This window comes from Enterobacter sp. A103 (genome assembly GCF_034427535.1).
GTDB classification, from domain to species: domain Bacteria; phylum Pseudomonadota; class Gammaproteobacteria; order Enterobacterales; family Enterobacteriaceae; genus Enterobacter; species Enterobacter asburiae_B.
Genome location: NZ_JAXQPQ010000009.1, coordinates 1 through 16,649, shown reverse-complemented (window position 1 = coordinate 16,649; position 16,649 = coordinate 1). Strand labels below are relative to the sequence as shown.

Here is a 16,649-nt window from a genome sequence, read left to right as displayed (position 1 = left end):
TGGCGCTGCGCTTACCGGGCCTACGGTTTTGTAGGTCGGGTAAGGCGAAGCCGCCACCCGACAAAACAGACCGCAGAAAACTAAACCAGACTCTTCAACCTGTAAATCCACTCCAGCGCCTGACGCGGCGTCAGTGAATCCGGGTCGAGGTTTTCCAGCGCTTCCACCGCAGGCGACGTCTCTTCCGCAGGCACCAACAGCGACATCTGCGTACCATCAATCTGCGTCGCTGCCGCATTCGGTGACAGGCTTTCCAGTTCACGCAGTTTCTGACGCGCGCGCTTGATCACCTCTTTCGGCACACCTGCCAGCGCCGCGACGGCCAGGCCATAGCTCTTGCTCGCCGCGCCATCCTGCACCGTGTGCATGAAGGCAATGGTATCGCCGTGCTCCAGCGCATCCAGATGAACGTTCGCAACCCCTTCCATTTTCTCCGGCAGCTGCGTCAGTTCGAAATAGTGGGTGGCAAACAGCGTCATGGCCTTGATTTTATTCGCAAGGCTTTCCGCACAGGCCCATGCCAGCGACAGACCGTCATAGGTTGACGTTCCGCGCCCGACTTCGTCCATCAGCACCAGGCTGTGCTCCGTCGCGTTATGCAGAATGTTTGCCGTTTCGGTCATCTCGACCATGAAGGTTGAACGACCGCTCGCCAGATCGTCCGCTGCCCCGACGCGGGTAAAGATACGGTCGATGGGGCCAATCTCCACATTTTGCGCCGGGACGTAGCTGCCGATATACGCGAGCAGCGCAATCAGCGCCGTCTGACGCATATAGGTACTCTTACCGCCCATGTTCGGACCGGTAATGATCAACATTCTTCTCTGCGGTGACAGGCTCAGCGGGTTGGCTATGAACGGTTCGTTCAGCACCTGTTCTACCACCGGGTGACGGCCTTCGGTGATGCGAATGCCGGGCTTGTCGGTAAAGGTTGGGCAGGTGTAGTTCAGCGTTTCAGCGCGCTCTGCCAGATTCACCAGCACGTCCAGCTCCGCCAGCGCGCTGGCGCTCTGCTGCAGGTCGCCCAGGTGCGGCATTAGCATGTCGAACAGCTCGTCATACAGCTGTTTTTCCAGGGCCAGCGCCTTGCCTTTCGAGGTGAGGACTTTGTCTTCGTACTCTTTCAGCTCAGGAATGATGTAGCGTTCGGCGTTTTTCAACGTCTGGCGACGCACGTAGTGAATCGGCGCCAGGTGGCTCTGCCCGCGGCTAATCTGAATGTAGTAACCGTGTACCGCGTTATACCCCACTTTCAGTGTGTCGAGCCCAAGACGTTCGCGCTCGCGGATTTCCAGCTTATCGAGGTAGTCCGTCGCACCGTCGGCCAGCGCGCGCCATTCGTCCAGCTCCTCGTTGTAGCCTGGGGCAATCACGCCTCCATCACGCACCAGAACCGGAGGCGCATCGATAATAGCGCGCTCCAGCAGTTCGCGAAGCTCGGTAAATTCGCCCATGGTTTCGCGGAGTTTCTGTACCGGCGCGCTGTCAACGTCACCCAGCTGCGCACGCAGTTCCGGCAGCTGCTGGAAAGCATGACGCATCCGCGCGAGATCGCGTGGTCGTGCCGTTCGCAGTGCCAGACGCGCAAGGATACGCTCCAGATCGCCCACCTGGCGCAGAACCGGCTGCAGCTCGGTATAGCGATCCTGCAGCGCGGCAATCGTCTGCTGACGGCAAACCAGCGTCTCGGTATCGCGGATCGGCATATGCAGCCAGCGTTTCAGCATGCGGCTGCCCATTGGCGTTACCGTACTGTCGAGGACCGACGCGAGCGTATTTTCTACGCCACCCGCCAGGTTCTGCGTGATCTCCAGGTTACGGCGCGTGGCGGCATCCATGATGATGCTGTCCTGCTGGCGCTCCATGGTGATAGAGCGGATATGCGGCAGTGCGGTGCGCTGGGTATCTTTCACGTACTGCAGGAGACAACCGGCCGCACATAGCCCGCGCGGGGCGTTTTCAACGCCAAAGCCAATCAGATCGCGGGTGCCAAACTGCAGATTCAGCTGCTGGCGCGCGGTATCAATTTCGAATTCCCACAGCGGACGACGGCGCAACCCGCGACGACCTTCAATCAGCGCCATTTCGGCGAAATCTTCGGCATAGAGCAATTCTGCCGGGTTGGTGCGCTGCAGTTCGGCGGCCATCGTTTCACGGTCAGCCGGTTCACTCAGGCGAAAACGTCCGGAGCTAATATCCAGCGTCGCGTAGCCAAAGCCTTTACCGTCCTGCCACAGCGCTGCCAGCAGGTTATCCTGGCGCTCCTGTAACAGGGCTTCATCACTGATGGTGCCAGGCGTGACGATGCGCACGACTTTGCGTTCCACCGGGCCTTTTGAGGTCGCCGGATCGCCGATCTGTTCGCAGATGGCAACGGACTCGCCCTGATTCACCAGCTTCGCCAGGTAGTTTTCTACCGCGTGGTGCGGGATACCTGCCATAGGAATGGGCTCGCCTGCCGATGCGCCACGTTTGGTCAGCGAGATGTCGAGCAGCTGCGATGCACGCTTAGCATCGTCATAAAACAGCTCGTAAAAATCGCCCATACGGTAAAACAGCAGGATTTCCGGATGCTGTGCTTTCAGCTTCAGATACTGCTGCATCATCGGCGTATGTGCGTCGAAATTGTCGATTGTGCTCATGGAGTTATGATGTCCATTTCTTTGAAAATAAACCGTTTTGATGGGCTCAATGGCCGTTTGTTCCTTCTATTGTCGCATGAAAAAAAGGTCCGGCGCAGAAAAATGTCGTGGCTTTACGAGGCATCTTCCGCCATTAATTCGATGACAATTTTTCCATGCTCCACGCCCACCCTGACTCGGGAATGGGTCGTAAACCCCGCCTTTTCAAGCCAGTCACCTTTTAAGCTCAGCGCCGCATGTACGCTGTAGCGCTTCGGTATCTTTGTATTGCGGTCTTCATGGCGCTTTCTAAAATATCCCACTTTCAAATGGCGATAGGGTTTGCCGATCGTGAGCTCTTGCATAGGGTCTCCAGACAACACGGAAAAAGGTCATTTCTGATGCCTGTATAAAATACCAGTGATTGTTCGCCGGTGCAGGGCTAAAACTGGAATCAGCCTTCAGGAAACGAAATGCAACCGCTGAAATCCAGTGTTGAAAGGTGTATTATCGATGCACTTTATTATTCGGTAATCCGCTATGTCCGGTAAACGCATCTCACGAGAAAAAGAGACCATCGCGAAAATGATCGCGTTGTATGAAAAGCAGTGCCCGCAGGCCTCTCAGGAGGAAGGGTATTATCAGGCGCTCAACGCGTATGCCGATAAGCGCCTGGATAAATGCGTTTTCGGTGAGGAAAAGCCGGCCTGCAAGCAGTGTCCCGTACACTGCTACCAGCCTGCCAGACGTGAAGAGATGAAGCAGGTTATGCGCTGGGCAGGCCCGCGTATGTTATGGCGTCATCCTATTCTTACCGTTCGCCATCTGATGGATGACCGTCGTCCCGTGCCGGAACTGCCGGAGAAATACCGTCCGAAAAAGTGATCGGTTCAGCGTCTCAGCGGGCGGCAAATCACCTTCAGGGCCAGCGCGCTGCTGAGCGGGAAGAGGGCCAGCAGCAGCCAGGGGTACATCGCCTGCGTTGAGGGCACCAGCGCGCGGTCCAGCAGGCTGCCAAACACCAGGTTTCCCGCCAGTACCGCTATGCCTCCGGCGGTGGCGAGTGCGCCGTAGTGCGCGCCAAGCGTGGATTCCTCCGTAAACCGAGGGATCAGATCTTTAGCCGATGGCACCAGCAGCATTTGCCCCAGCGTCAACAGCGTCACAAAACAGACAGAAGGCAGTAAGCGCAGCCAGCCTTCCGGCGGCGTCATCGGGGCAAACGTCGCCACGCTCGCAAATGCGGCTGACAGCAGCAAAAATCCCACCGGCAGAATTCTCACCGCGCCCACGCGACGGGCGAAGCGCGCCAGCGGCAGCTGTAAGGTGATGATCAGAACGGAGGCCAGCATAAAAAGCGGGCCGAGATCTTTCTCGTTACCGCCAGAACGCTGGATTTCCACCGGCAGCGCCAGATAAAGCTGGTTATAGCTTAACAGCCACGAGCTGTAGGCAATGATAAAGGCGACAAAGCGCGGCTGGCGGAACGTTGTCCACCAGGGCTGTATTTTCAGCGTTTGTGAACGGTGGCCAGCAGCAGGCAGGCAAAAGAAGAGCACCACTAGCGCAATGATAAAGACGCCAGCTCCCGCCAGCGCCACCTGACGAAAGCCGAGGCCGGTGAGCAGGGCGCCAGCAACCGGGCCCAGTACCGCGCCGAGCTCTCCGCAGACGGCAAAGAGCGCAAACCACTCCGCGCGGCTGCGTTTGCCTTTTGTCTCGCTTTGAGTGCCCGCTTTTGCCAGCAGTGCCTCAATTGAGGGAGAAAATAACGCGCCGCCAACGCCCGTCAGACACGCGCCCAGAATAATCGGCCACAGGGATTCCCCGAAGGCCAGCAGCAGATAACCTGAAACACGAACAATACAACCGCTCAGGATAATCACTTTCGCGCCAAACCGGTCCGAGAGCGCACCGCCAACGATAAACATCCCCTGTTGCGAGAAGGTACGCAGGCCCAGGATCAGCCCGATCAGTCCGCCGGAGAGCAGCATGTCGTCGCGCAGGAATATCGCCAGGAAGGGAACGACGGCGTAAAAGCCAATGTTGAAAACAAACTGGCTACCCAGTAAGACGGGCGGCCAGAGCGTGGCGGCAGGGCGAAGGGGCATCGTCGTTCACTCGTCCCTAAACGATAAAGTGGATGTGCTTTTTGCCATGGAACGGCGAGATCTCGATTTTGGTTTTCACCCGGAAGACATCCCACAACAAAGACTCGGATAAGATGTCCTGCGGTGTCCCCGTCGCCACAATTTGTCCTTTCTGCATCACAATCAGCGAGTCGCAGAACATCGAGGCGTGGTTGAGATCGTGGATAGCGACAATGCTGGTGACCGGTAATTCGCTGATCAGCTGCATCAGCTGCATCTGATGATGAATGTCCAGGTGGTTGGTCGGCTCGTCCAGCAGGATTTCCGTTGGGGTCTGAGCCAGGGCGCGGGCAATATGCACGCGCTGGCGCTCTCCGCCGGAGAGGCTCAGCCAGCCCTGGTCGCTTTTATCCAGCATATCCACGCGCTGCAGGGCGGCAGTGACGGTTTCGTCATCGTGGTTGCTCCAGTTGGAAAAAGCGGAGTGGTGCGGAATACGCCCGAGTTTCACCACGTCGCGCACGCGCATGTTGGCGTCCGTCATGCCGTGCTGCTCGACGAAGGCGACCCGGCGCGCCAGCTGCTTTTTGGCGATGCGGGAGATGTCCTGGCCGTCCAGCGTCACACAGCCAGCATCCGGGCGGCGCAGACCAGCCAGAATGCGCAGAAGCGATGATTTACCGCAGCCGTTAGGGCCAAGCAGCCCTACCGTTTCGCCCCGTGACACCTTCAGCGAGACGTTGTTAACGATGACCTTTTTGCCGACCTTCCAGGTAATATTTTCAGCGCAGATACTCATCACTTATTCCTTGAACGGTAGATAATCACGGCAAAGAAAGGCACGCCAACCAGCGCGGTGACCACGCCGACGGGCAGGCTTTGCGGCGCAATCAGCATGCGCGAGGCAATGTCTGCCAGCACCATCAGGATCGCCCCTGCCAGCGCGCTGGCAATCAGCAGCGTGCGGTGCAGCGGCCCGAACAGGAAACGCATCACGTGCGGGACCACCAGCCCGACAAAGCCGATTGAGCCCGCCATGCTGACAATCGTCGCGGTAATCAGCGCGGTAGTGGTAAAGAGCGTCAGGCGCACCCACGGGACGGCAATACCTAAAGAGGCCGCAGCGTCATCACCGAACGTGAAGGCATCCAGCGCCCGGGAATAGTAGAGGCAAACGGCTAATCCAGTCAGCACCACCACCAGCGCCAGCTGGAATTCCGGCCAGCGAACGCCGCTGAAGCTGCCCAGCAGCCAGAACATCACGTCGCGCGCCTGCTGGGCGCTGGCGGAGGTGCTGATGGTGTAGGCAGTAATGGCGTTGAACAGCTGTGAGGCGGCAACGCCAGCCAGAATGGTACGTTCATTTCCCCCGCGCGCGCCGTTCGTCAGAAACGCGACAAACGCAAAGGCGGCGAACGCCCCGGCAAAGGCCCCGGCAGACAACGACACCGCACCGGTGCCAATCCCCAATACGACGACCGACACCGCCCCGGTTGAGGCACCTGCCGACACGCCGAGCACGTAAGGTTCCGCCAGGGCGTTCTTCAGCAGGCTCTGCAATACGGCACCGCAGATGGCCAGCCCCGCGCCGCAGCAGGCCGCCACCAGCGCGCGGCTCAGGCGAAAGTCCCAGATCACGCTCTCATAGATGCGGGTGAGCGGAACCTCGGTGAGCCCCATTTTATTGCTGATGGCGTAAAACACCTTATCCAGCGGGATGGACAGCTCGCCGACGCTGACGCTCAGCGCGATCGTCAGAAATAACAGTACCAGGGCGAGCAAACCCGAGGTCGTCAGAACCAGGCTCTGCCGGGCCTGAAGAACGGCGGTTGTCATCAGTTCAGCCCCAGCTTTCTGAGCTGTTCGCCGACCTGCCCAGCCCCGTAAATCGTACGGATCGTCGGGTTCATCGCCTGGCCGTCCATCACCACGATATGGCCTTTTTTCACCGCGTCCAGCTGGCTGACCGCCGGATCGCTCTTCAGGAATTTGATTTTTTCTTCCGCGTTATCCAGCGCCCAGCGGTTGCGGTCCAGGCTGGACACCACAATGACATCCGGATTGGCGGCAATAATGCTTTCCCAACCCACGGTTGGCCATTCGGTCTCGGACGTAATGGCGTTATGGCCGCCCATCAGGCTGGCGATAAACCCTGAGGGGCTATTTTTACCGCCGACGTAGGCGTCTGCAGAAGGGGATGAACTGGAGAACCAGAAGACAAACGAAAGGTCTTTGTTACTCTTGCCGAATTCCTTACGCAGGTCGGCCTCGCGTTTTTTGAAATCGGCAATAACGGCCTGACCGCGGTCTTCAACGTTAAAGATTTTGGCGAAATCCTCAATCTCTTTATAGAGATACGTCATATCCCACAGCTTCTGGCGGCTGCCGTACATATCGCCTGTGGCTTTTTTGGTCGCGCACATGCCCGGCGACACGTAGCTGTTCACGCCCAGGGTCATCAGGTCTTCGCGTTTTGCGACCTTACTTTCAGGCCCCAGCAGCAGCGGGGACTGCGCGGGGACAAAGTCAGGATTTTGCGCAAGAACGGATTCAAGGGTCGGGATTTCGACCGTCAGGGTTTTGATTTTTGCGTTCTGTTCCGCCAGCTGCGGCAGCACTTTGGTCGGCCAGAAGGCGCTGGCCTTCACCTTATCTTCCAGGCCCAGCAGGAGCAAAATTTCGACGGTGTTCTGGCCCAGGGCCACGACGCGTTCCGGCGCTTTGGTGAACGTCTCTTTGTAGCCACAGTTTTCAATCGTCAGGGGATAGGTGGTTGCCAGAGCAGAACCGACCGACGCAATCGCCAGGCCTAACGCGCAGATGACCTTTTTCATGAAACGCTACCCTTCATTAAAATTATTATTGATGCAAATGAAACTCATTATTAAGGCGGAATTTTATACAGAGGAAACGATTTTGTGTCAATGAGGGACAATTGCGCAGGGGAACAAAAGGCGGTGTCAGAAAAACACCGCCGGAATAAGGTCTTAAATGAGGCTCTCTTTATCAATCCCGAGACGCTTCATGCGTGACAGAAGGGTGGTGCGTTTTAACCCCAGGCGCTGGGCGGCACCTTTTGGCCCGGCGACCACGCCGTTGGTCTCTTTCAGCACGCGCATAATGAGCTGATATTCATCTTCTCCCTCTTTCGCTGTCTCGGCGGCGGGCGCGGTCACGTCAGGAAGCGTAACCTCAGGCAGGGAGAGTTGCAGCACGTTACCGCGCGTCAGCAGCACCGCGCGTTCGATGACGTTTTCCAGCTCGCGCACGTTGCCGGGCCATTCCATCGATGAAAGAGTGCGCAACGTCTCGGCAGGAATACTGTCGATGTTGCGCCCCATCCGGCGCGCGATCTTCGCGGTAAAGGCTTTGACCAGCAGGGGGATATCTTCCGGGCGCTCGCGCAGCGGCGGCAGGAAGATCGGGAAGACGTTCAGACGATAGTAAAGATCGCTGCGAAACTCGCGGTCGGCGACCATTTTTTTCAGGTCACGGTTGGTGGCCGCAATCAGCCGCACGTCGGTCTGGATAAGCTTGTTGCTGCCAAGGCGCTCAAACTCCTGCTCCTGCAGGACGCGCAGCAGTTTCGGCTGTAGCTCAAGCGGCATATCGCCCACTTCGTCGAGGAACAGCGAGCTTTTGTCCGCCAGCTCAAAACGGCCCAGCCGCTGGCTGCTGGCCCCGGTGAATGCACCGCGCTCGTGGCCGAACAGATCGCTTTCCAGCAGTCCCGCAGGCATCGCGGCGCAGTTCATCTTCACCATCCGTCGGCTGTTGCGGTTGCTCAGGTTGTGGATGGCGCGGGCTATCAGCTCTTTGCCCGTGCCGGTTTCGCCCAGAATCAGCACCGTGCTATCGCTTTGCGCCACCATCTCAACCTGCTTAAGCACGCTGTACATGGCGTCGCTGCGCCCGATGATTTCACCAAACTCGCTGTCCACGTTGTTGAGCTGTTCGGTCAGGGCCAGGTTCTCATCCACCAGCCGCTCTTTCAGGCGATGAATTTCCTGATAGGCGAGGGCGTTATCCAGCGCGATGGAAATACGCTCGGCAATCTGGCGCAGCAGCTTCAGGTTGGCGGTGGTAAACACGCCCTCCTCGCACTGCGCCAGCTTTAGCACGCCCAGCATGGTGTTGCCAGACATCAGCGGCAGCAGACAAAGGGTCTGAATTTTATTGCCCCAGGTGTTAAACAGCATCCGCTCGTACGGCGCGACAGGGTCCTGCTCGTTCAGGTTGAGCAGGAGGATCTCTTTGCTCTTGAAGACCCGCTCGGAAAGGGTGCCCGCTTCGTCCACCTCGCTCTGCTCGTGCGCCGGGTTGGCTTCATCGAGATAGTGCGTGGAGTAGATGTTCAGCTTGCCCTTGCGATGGCCGCGCAGCGCAATGCTGATGGCGTCGATTTTGAAATAGTGGTGGATCTCTTTCGAGACTTCGCTGACCAGCTCGTCCATGTCCAGGCGGGAGAGCACGGCGTTGGTGATGGCTACCAGAATGCGGAAGTTGTCGCGCTCGCGGCTCAGCAGGTCGTAATCAACGTTATTGGTCACGCGGCTTTGGATCTGCTCCGCGACGACGGCCACAATCTGGGTAAAGGTGTGCAGGCGCTCGTATTCCGCCTCGCTCCAGGGCTGGTCGGTCGTGCGGATAAAGTCGCAGCCGCCAAAAATCTGGCCCTCAGCCGCCAGCGGCAGCATGCAGTAATGCCCGAAAGGCTGATAGAGGTCGCTTTCCGCCAGCTTCGGCCACGCCTGGCGGAACTCCGCAAAGTTGCAGTGCAGCACTTCAGGCCGGGAGAGTATGCGGCGCACCGGGCCGTGCGCAAGATACGTTTCGTCTTCGTATTCAAACGTTTTGCCATTATCACGCGTCGAGTAGTAGCTCGCGCGCTGCGTTCCGCTATGCCAGAGCACAATCGCGGCGCTGTCCGCCAGCGCCGATTGCCTGACCAGCCGCGTCAGGGCATCGCTCAGCGCACCGAGATCGGGCTGCTGTAAAAGTGTGCGCGTGATGTCAAACAGGCCCTGCTGTCCAAGATCGCTCATCGGTGTATACGGCATATTGCTTTCCAATAGAAACTGGCAAAAAAGAGACATTCAGTGCTGACCGCTTTTGGCGCGGTTCTAGCAAATACGGGGTAAGGGTTCCGCATGCGGCAGATCCAGCGTCCGCTTCACGCCATACAGCCCGGCCAGGCGCACCCCTTTGCGCTCAACCACTTCACCAATCATCGCCGCCTCTTTTCCTGACGGATGAGCCCGCAGCTGTTCAAGAACGGCTTCCGCTGACGCGCGTTCAACGCCAATCACCAGTTTGCCTTCGTTGGCGAAGTTGAGCGGGTCAAGGCCCAGCAGTTCGCAAAGGCCGCGAACGGCAGGCTTAACGGGCAGGCTGCGCTCGGTGAGTTCAATCCCGTACCCGCAGCTTGCTGCAAATTCGTGGACCACGGCGTTCACGCCGCCTCGCGTCGCGTCCCGCAGGGCTTTCACGCCGGGAATACCGCGCAGCGTCTGGATCAGCGGGGTGAGCACCGCGCAGTCGCTGCGCAGTTCCCCGTCCAGCCCCAGACCTTCGCGCAGGTTAAGGATGGTCGCCCCGTGGCAGCCCAGCGTTCCGGTCACGATCAGCACGTCGCCCACGCTAAGATGCTGTGCCGCCCAGTGAATACCGGCGGGGATCGCCCCCATGCCGGCGGTGTTGATAAACAGCTTGTCGGCCGCGCCGCGCTGCACCACTTTGGTATCGCCGGTGACGATAGCTATCCCCGCCTCGCGCGCGGTCTGCGCCATGCTGTTGACCACTGCCGTGAGCGTCTCCATCGGTAACCCCTCTTCGAGGATAAACCCGCAGGAGAGGTAGCGCGGAATGGCGCCGCTTACCGCCACGTCGTTGGCCGTGCCGCAGACGGCGAGCTTGCCGATATCGCCGCCGGGGAAGAACAGCGGGTCAATCACGTAGCTGTCGGTGGAGAACGCCAGCCTGTCGCCCTGCGCGGTGAGGGTCGCGAGGTCAATGCGCGCCTGGTCTTCCTGTTCGGCGAGCCAGGGGTTGTTGAAGGCTTCCATAAACAGCCGGTTAATCAGCTGCTGCATCGCCTGTCCGCCGCTGCCGTGCGCCATTTCAACCGTATTCATGCTTCACTCTCCTGGTTGCGATACTGATACCACGCGGCACACGCCCCTTCGGAGGAGACCATCAGCGCGCCAAACGCCGTTTGCGGGTTACAGGTATTGCCAAATAACGGGCATTGATGCGGTTTGCATTTACCGGTGAGCACGTCGCCGCAGCGGGCCCGGGGATCGTCGCAAACCTGCTGCGGCTGCGGGCGGAAATGCGCTTCGGCGTCGAACGCGCGATAGGCCGGCGTCAGGCGCACGCCGGATTCGGCAATCAGACCCAGGCCACGCCATTCGCTGTCGCCCTCAACGCTGAACACGTCGGCTATCGCCTGCTGCGCTCGTTCATTTCCCGCATCCGGCACCACGCGGCGGTACTGGTTTTCCACTGCACTCAGGGCCGCTATTTTCTGCTCAACCAGCATGGTGACACCTTGCAGTAGATCAAGTGGTTCGAAACCAGCGACCACTAACGGACGATTGTACTGTTCAGCGATAAAACCGTAGGCGTCTGTGCCAATTACCATGCTGACATGCCCCGGTGCCAGAAAGGCGTCAATGCCGTTTCCCGGCTCTTCCAGCAGGCTGCGCAGCGTGGGGATGAGCGTAATGTGCTGGCAGAAGAAGAAAAAATTCCTGACGCCGCGCGCTTTCGCCTGCTGCAGCGTGATGGCGGTGGCGGGCATGGTGGTTTCAAACCCCAGGCCAAAAAACACCACCTTGCGCGCGGGGTTGTCCTCCGCCAGCGTCAGGGCATCCATCGGCGAATAGACGATCCGGATGTCGGCCCCGCGCGCTTTTGCCTGCAGCAGCGAGCCGTTTTTCCCCGGCACGCGCATCGCGTCGCCAAAGGTGCAGAAAATGACGTCGGGCTGGCTGGCAATTTCAATACAGCTGTCGATGCGCCCCATCGGCAGCACGCACACCGGGCAGCCGGGGCCGTGGATAAACTCGATGTTCTCCGGCAGCAGCTGGTCGAGGCCAAATTTGAAGATGGCGTGCGTGTGTCCGCCACACACCTCCATGATCCGCAGCGGTCTCTCTTTGGTGTAGTCCAGCAGCGCCGCGCGCGTTTTCAGGTGCCCGATAAGCTGCAGCACCTGCTCCGGCGCGCGGTATTCATCAACGTAACGCATGGCTAACGCTCCTCGCCGTACAGCAGCGCGCCCACGTCCGGCTCCACGTCGAACATGTTTTGCAGGGCATCCAGCGTGTCGCGGGCTTCCGCTTCGTTAATCACGCTCATGGCAAACCCCACGTGGACGAGCACCCACTGGCCGAGACGCGATGCGCCCGTTTCATCGCTGCTGCCCACCAGCGTCAGGTCCACGTCGCGCAGGATGCCGCAGACCTCCACTTTGGCCTGGTTCCCGTCAATGGAATGGATTTGTCCCGGTACGCCTATGCACATCGTTCACTCTCCAGCCAGTTCAGCCAGGCGTCCATGCCGTCGCCGCGCGTGGCGGATACCAGCAGGATCTCAATCTCGGGATTCACTTCCCGGGCGCAGGACAGGCACTTATCCACGTCGAAGTTCAGGTACGGCAGCAGGTCGACTTTGTTCAGCAGCATGATGGACGCGGCGGCAAACATATGCGGGTACTTCAGCGGCTTGTCTTCGCCTTCGGTCACCGAAAGCACCGCCACCTTGTGGCGTTCGCCCAGATCGAAGCTCGCCGGGCAGACCAGATTGCCGACGTTTTCAATAAACAGAATGCCGTTATCCGCCAGCGGCAGACGCGGGGCGGCGTCGGCAATCATCTGCGCATCCAGGTGGCAGCCTTTGCCGGTATTGACCTGAATCGCCGGGGTGCCGGTTTCGCGAATGCGCGCCGCGTCGTTAACGGTTTGCTGGTCGCCTTCAATCACCGCGCAGGAGACGCGCCCGTTCAGGCGTTTGAGCGTTTCCGTTAACAGCGTGGTTTTGCCGGAGCCGGGGCTGGAGACCAGGTTCAGCACCAGCTGTTTGCGGGCGGCAAAGCGCGCGCGGTTGCGGGCGGCGATCTGGTTATTTTTGTCCAGCACGTTGATTTCCACCTCCAGCATCTGGCGCTGGCTGATGCCCGGCGCGTGGGTACCCGCTTCGCCGTGGCCGTAGTGCAGATCGCCCGCAGCGGAGCGCTGCGGGGCGAAGGTGATACCGGTTAAAGCCGCAGCTGGCCGCGGGGCAGGCGAAAAGGGCGCGGAGCGAAACGCGGAATGGGGACGGTGTTCATCCCCTTCTATATACAGGTTGCCTTCGGCGCAACCGCAGGTGCTACACATACTTTACTCCTTCTCGATTTCGAGGCGTTGGATCTGCATGCCGTCGTCCGCCACGATGCGAAGACCGGTGCTCTGACACTGCGGACAGCGCTGAACCTTTGATGACAGCAGGGTGACGTACTGCTGGCACTGCTCGCACCAGCACTCCGCCTGCTGCTCTTCAATATGGAGCTCGCAGCCTTCCGCCAGCGTGCCGCGACAAACCAGCTCAAAACAGAAATGCAGGGCGCTGGGCTCGACGCAGGAAAACGCCCCGACCTTCAGCCAGACGCCGGTGACGCGTTTCGCGTGGTTTTGCACTGCCTGCTGTTCGATAAGCTCCAGGGCCCGCTGGCAGAGGGTGATTTCGTGCATGACGCCTCCTCAATGAATTGCGCCATTGAATGCAATAACGGTGCCAGCTTGATTTTTGTTAAGGCGTGACGATGTCAACGCTGTCGAAATGACACGTCGACACCGCGGCGTTGACAGCGGTTTTGTAATTAAATCTATTTAAAATCAGCAATATAAAAACTGGCATGGAATCTGCTTAACAGCCGCTATCTCCATTAACCGGATACCTTCTATGACTATTTGGGAAATCAGCGAAAAAGCGGATTACATCGCGCAGCGTCATCAGCAGCTGCAGGACCAGTGGCACCTCTACTGCAACTCTCTGGTTCAGGGCATAACCCTCTCGAAAGCGCGTCTTCACCACGCGATGAGCTGCGCGGCGCAGGGCGACATGCGCTTCGTCCTGTTCGGCCATTTCATCATCAACGTTACCCTGGCGGATAACTTCAACAGCCACACCATTGAGTACCACCTCGAGACAAAAGACGGAGAAAAACAGTGTATTGCGAAGGCGCAGCTGATGGCCGATGGCATGGTGGACGGCCACGTCAGCAACCGCGATCGCCAGCAGGTGCTGGAGCACTATCTGGAAAAAATCGCGCCGGTCTATAACGGCCTGTACGCCGCCGTTGAACACGATCTCCCGGTCAACCTGAAGCAGCTGATGGACGGAAATGCCTCAGCGAACGTGGCCTGACTCCTGCGTGTCGAGAAGTGTCGACAAGACAGTTTTTCGTCAAAAATGACTATCACCAGAGGATAACCCGGTGAACCGTTTTGTAATTGCCGACTCGACGGTCTGTATTGGCTGTCGAACCTGTGAGGCGGCGTGTTCGGAAACACATCGCCTGCATGGGCTGCAGTCCATGCCGCGCCTGCACGTCATGCGTAATGAAAAAGAGTCTGCCCCGCAGCTCTGCCATCACTGTGAAGACGCCCCCTGCGCGGGTGTCTGCCCTGTGAATGCCATCACCCGCGTTGATGGCGCTGTCCAGCTGAACGAAAGCCTGTGCGTAAGCTGCAAGCTGTGCGGCATTGCCTGCCCGTTCGGCGCGATTGAATTTTCCGGCAGCCGTCCGCTGCATATTCCGGCGAACGCCAACTCGCCAAAAGCCCCGCCCGCGCCACCGGCTCCGGCACGTGTAAGTACGCTGCTGGACTGGGTGCCCGGCATCCGTGCCGTTGCGGTGAAATGCGACCTGTGCAGCTTCGATGAACAGGGCCCGGCCTGCGTGCGCACCTGCCCGACTAAGGCGTTGATTCTGGTTAACATTCGCGACATCGCCCGTACCAGCAAGCGTAAACGCGAGCTGACCATCAACAGTGATTTTGGCGACCTTTCTCTGCTACAGGCGCTTAACGAGGGGGCGAAATGAACGCGGCGATGATGATTACCAGCGCGGTAGCCTGTTTTGCTGCCGCCGCTGTTCTGGCGCTGATCTTCTCATTCCATAAAACTCTGAGCGGCGCGATCGCCGGGCTCGGCGGGGCGGTTGCTAGCCTGATGACGCTGGCGGCAGGCGGCGATGTCCTGCTCGGCGGCCGGTCCGCAGAGGCCGTGATGCCGCTGATTCGCCACACGGTTGCGATCACGCCGCTGAACGCCATCTGGCTGGTGACGTTTGGCCTGTGCGGGCTGTTTATCAGCCTGTCCAATATCGACTGGCACCGCCATCCGCACGCCAGGGCTAACGGCCTGCTGGTTAACCTGCTGATGGCGGCGGCGGTCTGCACCGTTATCGCCAGCAACCTCGGCGCGCTGGTGGTGATGGCGGAAATCATGGCGCTGTGCGGCGTGTTCCTGACCGGCTGCAGCACCTCCGGCAAGCTGTGGTTTGCGCTGGGACGCCTCGGGACGCTGCTGCTGGCGCTGGCCTGCTGGCTGGTGTGGCACCGCTTCGGCACGCTGGACTTCGCTGCGCTCAACGGCCATCCGCTGGGGAACGACGTCTGGCTGCTGGGCGTGCTCGGCTTTGGCCTGCTCGCCGGGATTATCCCGCTGCACGGCTGGGTGCCGCAGGCGCATGCGAATGCCTCCGCGCCCGCCGCCGCGCTGTTTTCTGCGGTGGTGATGAAAGTGGGTCTGTTCGGGATTCTGGCGATTACGCTGACCGGCGGACAACCGCCGCTGTGGTGGGGCGTCGTGCTGCTGGTCGCCGGAATGATTACCGCGTTCGTCGGCGGCCTGTACGCGCTGATGGAGCACAATATCCAGCGCCTGCTGGCGTACCACACTCTGGAAAATATCGGCATTATCCTGCTCGGCATTGGCGCGGGCGTGACCGGGCTGGCGCTCAATCATCCGGCGCTGATTGCCGCCGGGTTTATCGGCGGTCTTTATCACCTCGTCAACCACAGCCTGTTTAAAAGCACCCTGTTCCTCGGCGCGGGCAGCGTCTGGTTCCGCACCGGTCATCGGGATATCGAAAAGCTGGGCGGGATTGGCAAAAAGATGCCGGTGATTTCGCTGGTGATGCTGGTCGGGCTGATGGCAATGGCCGCGCTGCCGCCGCTGAACGGCTTTGCCGGGGAGTGGGTGATCTATCAGTCCTTCTTCGCGCTCGGCCAGAGCGACGCATTTATCGCACGCCTGCTCGGCCCGCTGCTGGCGGTCGGTCTGGCGATTACCGGGGCGCTGGCGGTGATGTGCATGGCGAAAGTCTACGGCGTGACCTTCCTCGGCGCGCCGCGCACCCGCGAAGCGGAAAATGCCTGCTGCGCACCCTTGTTGATGGGCATCAGCGTGGTCGCGCTGGCGCTGTGCTGTATCGCGGGCGGCGTCGCCGCGCCGTGGCTGCTGCCGCTGCTGGGCAACGCTATTCCTCTGCCGCTGACCGTGGCGAATACCACCGTCTCTCAGCCCATGATTGCGCTGCTGCTGATTGGCGCACCGCTGCTGCCGCTCGTCCTGATGCTGTTCTTCAAACGCGACCGGCTCGCCTCCCGCTCGCGCGGTGCGGCGTGGGCCTGCGGCTACGAACACGAACAGTCGATGGTTATCACCGCCCACGGTTTTGCCATGCCGGTGAAGGAGAACTTCGCCGCCGTGCTGAAGCTGCGCCACTGGCTGAACCCGGTAGGCTGGGTACCCGGCTGGCAGAGCGCCGCCGCACCCGCGCTGTTCCGCCGTCTGGCGGTCATCGAGCTGGCGGTGCTGGTGGTCATTGTGATTTCACGAGGAGCCTGACATGAGTCTGTTACTGGCAATTCTTCAGGCGCTGGTG

Annotated in this window: 16 protein-coding genes; 4 read left to right on the top strand and 12 right to left on the bottom strand. The window is 59.7% G+C overall.

Annotation, left to right across the window (positions count from 1 at the left end; all coding sequences use genetic code 11):
- Window positions 1-80 precede the first annotated feature (80 nt).
- Complete coding sequence (mutS, locus tag SPH27_RS18875; protein ID WP_182071563.1) at window positions 81-2,642, bottom strand: DNA mismatch repair protein MutS; 2,562 nt, start codon at window positions 2,640-2,642, stop codon at window positions 81-83.
- Window positions 2,643-2,755: 113 nt separating this feature from the next.
- Window positions 2,756-2,986, bottom strand: a complete 231-nt coding sequence (locus SPH27_RS18870; RefSeq protein ID WP_023333217.1) for a SymE family type I addiction module toxin — start codon at window positions 2,984-2,986, stop codon at window positions 2,756-2,758.
- Between the two features lie 175 nt (window positions 2,987-3,161).
- Here SPH27_RS18870 and SPH27_RS18865 point away from each other — a divergent pair, with 175 nt between their 5' ends.
- A complete protein-coding gene (locus SPH27_RS18865) occupies window positions 3,162-3,506 on the top strand; it encodes a nitrous oxide-stimulated promoter family protein (protein WP_048979264.1) in 345 nt (114 codons plus the stop codon).
- Between the two features lie 5 nt (window positions 3,507-3,511).
- Here the strand turns inward: SPH27_RS18865 and SPH27_RS18860 are convergent, their stop codons facing one another.
- The 10 genes from SPH27_RS18860 to hypA form a co-directional block, all read right to left on the bottom strand.
- Complete coding sequence (locus tag SPH27_RS18860; RefSeq protein WP_048979265.1) at window positions 3,512-4,732, bottom strand: MDR family MFS transporter; 1,221 nt, start codon at window positions 4,730-4,732, stop codon at window positions 3,512-3,514.
- Window positions 4,733-4,748: 16 nt separating this feature from the next.
- Window positions 4,749-5,510 carry an ABC transporter ATP-binding protein gene (locus SPH27_RS18855; protein ID WP_058841079.1) on the bottom strand — a complete coding sequence of 254 codons (762 nt, stop codon included), beginning with the start codon at window positions 5,508-5,510 and terminating at the stop codon, window positions 4,749-4,751.
- A complete protein-coding gene (locus tag SPH27_RS18850) occupies window positions 5,510-6,547 on the bottom strand; it encodes a FecCD family ABC transporter permease (RefSeq protein ID WP_048979267.1) in 1,038 nt (345 codons plus the stop codon). The genes SPH27_RS18855 and SPH27_RS18850 overlap by 1 nt, the downstream gene beginning before the upstream one ends.
- Complete coding sequence (locus SPH27_RS18845; RefSeq protein WP_182071565.1) at window positions 6,547-7,545, bottom strand: ABC transporter substrate-binding protein; 999 nt, start codon at window positions 7,543-7,545, stop codon at window positions 6,547-6,549. The genes SPH27_RS18850 and SPH27_RS18845 overlap by 1 nt, the downstream gene beginning before the upstream one ends.
- Before the next feature lie 153 nt (window positions 7,546-7,698).
- A complete protein-coding gene (gene flhA, locus SPH27_RS18840; RefSeq protein ID WP_182071566.1) occupies window positions 7,699-9,771 on the bottom strand; it encodes a formate hydrogenlyase transcriptional activator FlhA in 2,073 nt (690 codons plus the stop codon).
- A 63-nt stretch (window positions 9,772-9,834) separates the two neighbouring features.
- A complete protein-coding gene (gene hypE, locus SPH27_RS18835) occupies window positions 9,835-10,845 on the bottom strand; it encodes a hydrogenase expression/formation protein HypE (RefSeq protein WP_182071567.1) in 1,011 nt (336 codons plus the stop codon).
- Complete coding sequence (gene hypD / locus SPH27_RS18830) at window positions 10,842-11,963, bottom strand: hydrogenase formation protein HypD (protein ID WP_182071568.1); 1,122 nt, start codon at window positions 11,961-11,963, stop codon at window positions 10,842-10,844. Before hypD ends, hypE begins: the two co-directional genes overlap by 4 nt.
- Window positions 11,964-11,965: 2 nt before the next feature.
- Window positions 11,966-12,238, bottom strand: a complete 273-nt coding sequence (locus SPH27_RS18825) for a HypC/HybG/HupF family hydrogenase formation chaperone (protein ID WP_023308975.1) — start codon at window positions 12,236-12,238, stop codon at window positions 11,966-11,968.
- Entirely contained in the window at window positions 12,229-13,092 is an 864-nt protein-coding gene (hypB, locus tag SPH27_RS18820; protein ID WP_039263378.1) for a hydrogenase nickel incorporation protein HypB, read from the bottom strand. The genes SPH27_RS18825 and hypB overlap by 10 nt, the downstream gene beginning before the upstream one ends.
- A 3-nt stretch (window positions 13,093-13,095) precedes the next feature.
- Window positions 13,096-13,446, bottom strand: a complete 351-nt coding sequence (gene hypA, locus SPH27_RS18815) for a hydrogenase maturation nickel metallochaperone HypA (protein WP_047059961.1) — start codon at window positions 13,444-13,446, stop codon at window positions 13,096-13,098.
- A gap of 211 nt (window positions 13,447-13,657) precedes the next feature.
- On the opposite strand from hypA, the gene hycA reads away from it, so the two are divergent.
- From hycA to hycC, 3 genes are all read left to right on the top strand, one after another.
- Window positions 13,658-14,122, top strand: a complete 465-nt coding sequence (gene hycA / locus SPH27_RS18810) for a formate hydrogenlyase regulator HycA (RefSeq protein WP_023333209.1) — start codon at window positions 13,658-13,660, stop codon at window positions 14,120-14,122.
- 70 nt (window positions 14,123-14,192) lie between these two features.
- Window positions 14,193-14,801 (top strand): 4Fe-4S dicluster domain-containing protein, encoded by a 609-nt coding sequence (locus tag SPH27_RS18805; protein ID WP_023308971.1) that lies wholly within the window; start codon window positions 14,193-14,195, stop codon window positions 14,799-14,801.
- Entirely contained in the window at window positions 14,798-16,612 is a 1,815-nt protein-coding gene (hycC, locus tag SPH27_RS18800; RefSeq protein WP_182071569.1) for a formate hydrogenlyase subunit 3, read from the top strand. The genes SPH27_RS18805 and hycC overlap by 4 nt, the downstream gene beginning before the upstream one ends.
- The last annotated feature ends 37 nt before the right edge of the window (window positions 16,613-16,649 follow it).